This is a genomic window from Bacillaceae bacterium S4-13-56 (assembly GCA_040191315.1).
Taxonomy (GTDB): domain Bacteria; phylum Bacillota; class Bacilli; order Bacillales; family JAWJLM01; genus JAWJLM01.
This window is the reverse complement of sequence record JAWJLM010000144.1, coordinates 1-2971: the sequence shown is the minus strand read 5'-3', so window position 1 is coordinate 2971 and position 2971 is coordinate 1. Positions and strand designations below refer to the sequence as shown.

The 2971-nt window shown below is 36.5% G+C and carries 1 protein-coding gene and 2 pseudogenes; all 3 read left to right on the top strand.

All coding sequences use genetic code 11. The features are described from left to right. Window positions 1-267 precede the first annotated feature (267 nt). The 3 genes and pseudogenes from RZN25_18185 (at window position 268) to RZN25_18175 (ending at window position 2792) form a co-directional block, all read left to right on the top strand. Window positions 268-1093: pseudogene (locus RZN25_18185) on the top strand (VanW family protein). A gap of 127 nt (window positions 1094-1220) precedes the next feature. Next, on the top strand, window positions 1221-2150 hold the full coding sequence (locus tag RZN25_18180; GenBank protein ID MEQ6378732.1) for a carbon-nitrogen hydrolase family protein: 930 nt from the start codon (window positions 1221-1223) through the stop codon (window positions 2148-2150). Beyond that, window positions 2128-2792: pseudogene (locus tag RZN25_18175) on the top strand (GNAT family N-acetyltransferase). Before RZN25_18180 ends, RZN25_18175 begins: the two are co-directional and overlap by 23 nt. Window positions 2793-2971 lie beyond the last annotated feature (179 nt).

The following is a 2971-nucleotide window of genomic DNA, read 5'->3' as shown; positions in this document are numbered from 1 at the left end:
CTATGGAACCTTATGACAACCATGCTAACACAGGGGGACCCCAAGAAGAGAAAATTCCTCGTAAATGTAGCCATACTACCGACATTCACCTCCTTTCAGAAAATCCCTCTGATTTTGGTTATAGTGTTCGATAAAACGGTTTTATTTTTGAGGGTTATATAAGAAAAAACCAAAGGAGAAACGAGGGTAGATAACGAATTAATAAAAGTAATTGGAAGTAATTAAGTTCTTATGAGTAAGGCAAATATATGAAAATGAGGTAACGGAATGAATTTAGTCGAAGTTAAACCAAAAAAAACGCTCCAAATTAAGAATTGCCTGTGGAAAGTTGTTCTACACCAATAAACGAAGAATCATCTGGTATCTTCACAGAAATCATTATTCCCGTATGTTTCTTGATCAGAATCTTCCTCATATAGCTTTTACTCATCAGACACCACTTTTAAGAAAGCTTCAAAATGTAGACATCTGGTATCAGACTAATAAAATTATAAATTTGAAATTAGCCATAAAAGAATTAGACGGATTAGTCATTAAGCCAGGCGAGACATTTTCCTATTGGTGCTCCATAGGAAAACCTACCAAAAGAAAAGGGTATGTGGATGGAATGGTATTGCACTGTGGGAAGTTCATGCCTGGTGTAGGTGGAGGTCTTTGCCAATTATCCAATTTGCTTTATTGGATGACTCTACACACTACCTTAACTGTTACGGAAAGATATCGTCATAGTTTCGATGTCTTCCCAGATAGTAATCGAACCCAGCCCTTTGGTAGTGGGGCTACTTGTGCTTATAATTATTTGGATCTACAGATAGAAAATAAAACTAGTAACACCTATCAGCTTCGTCTCAAGGTGACAGACTCTTATTTGGTGGGGGAGTGGCATTGCCATCATCCTCAACTAGAAACATATCAAGTTTACGAAGGATCTCATGAAATGAAAATGGCTTTTTGGGGTGATTATGTTCGCCATAATACAATTTATCGTATAGTGTACAATGGGCAATTGGAAGAAATAGATGATCAATTTGTTGGTGAGAATTATGCAATCATGATGTATCAACCATATTTAGAGAATCAAGAAGCAAATTAAGTTAGCAATGGTATATAAATGATTGGAGAAAAGGAAAATTAGTAGCTATTTCTGAGCCAAAACCATAGTCAGTTATATTGTTCTGTGATATATTCTTCTTATTGATTTTTTAAGGGGGGTATATCTAATGAAAATGCGTGTTTCACCTGTTCAATATCATCTTCATTCGATCGGTAGCTTTGAGGAATTTGCTGAGCAAGTCTCTCATTATGTAAAAACAGCTGCTGAGTTTAAATCTGACTTTGTGTTGTTTCCAGAATTCTTAACGACACAACTCCTTTCTATTCCTAATGAACTTGGTACTTCTCAAACAATTGAGAATCTGCCAAATTATACTGATAGATACTATGATCTAATGTCATCTCTTGCTTATGAAATGGATATGCACATTATCGGAGGAACTCATATCGTTCGTAAAGGAGATAAACTTTATAATGTAGCTCATATTTTTTACCCAGATGGACGAATTGGAGAACAACCGAAACTCCACCTCACACCAACTGAGGTTCATGATTGGAATCTAACACCAGGTGATTCCCTACAAATCTTTGAAACTTCGAAAGGGAAAATCGCTCTATTGACTTGCTATGATATTGAATTCCCTGAAGTGGTTCGTATGGTCCGGGGGATGGGCGCTGATGTTGTTTTCTGTCCGTCTTGTACAGATGATCGTCATGGCTTCCACCGTGTTCGCTACAGCTGTCATGCAAGAACCATCGAAAATCAACTATACGTTGTAACTACAGGTACTATCGGTTCTCTTCCAACGGTTGATTTTATGCGTGCCAATTATGGACAAGCAGCGGTTATCACTCCGAATGATATTCCATTCCCGCAACAAGGGCTACTAATGGAAGGGGATATCAATAATGACATGATCATTACTGCGGATCTTGATCTTTCCTTATTATATGAAGTAAGAGCCAATGGTTCTGTAACTACTTGGCGTGATCGTAGATTCGATATTTATCCAGACTTAAGCAAGCAAGTATTTCATCAAGACGATAAGTCTGATGAAGGAGTTGCAAGAGTATATGGCTTACAGAAAACAATTTAGTTTATTTAATGAAGGAAATAATTTTGATATGGTGATTCGAAATTATAATTCTTCTGATTTTGATCAATTAATTGATATCCAGCGGGAAAGTTTTCCCTCCTCCGTTTCCTTCTGAACTTTGATGGAATAATGGATAGTTAACAAATCATGTGAATCTTTTTCCTGAAGGAGACTTTGTGTAGAAGTTGATGGATATTTAGTGGGATCGATGACTAGTTTAATAGTTGACTTTGACCCGAAACACCCAAATCATACTTAGGAAGAGATAACAATGACAGTTATATTCGAAATCACAACCCAAACGGTAATACACTCTATGTTGTAGATATTTGTGTTCGGCATCCTACCGAAAATTGGATTAAGGAAAGTGGCTTATGCAGTCCATGTATGAAGTAGTCATCCATGAAGGGTTAGAACGAGTGTTAGTCGGGGGACGTATGCCTGGGTATCATAGACATTCCAAACATATTAACCGCAGAAGAATACGTAGATAGAGTAGTTCATGGAGAAATAAAGGATCCTTTCTTAACTTTTTTGTTGTGTTGTGGGAGATTACCTTATTTAGAAGACAAAGAGTTCCTAAATAACGCAACGTTGATGGAGTGGAAAATCCATTTAAACGACATCAGTAATTCCGAATGATGTGTGTATAGGCATTTAGATAGCTGTACACACTTTTTTATTTATACTAGTTTAACATTGTATAATTACCAGAATTTGTTGGTTGGTTTCGTAGATCATACATGGTATATTAATTGAGCACCACTTTTCCAGATAAAAAATATAATGATTATCCCACTAGCTCAGAATAAGTAATAGTG

Coding starts and splice junctions, on each gene's coding strand:
- RZN25_18180 (MEQ6378732.1), top strand. CDS start 1,221: ATGAAAATGCGTGTTTCACCTGTTCAATATCATCTTCATTCGATCGGT.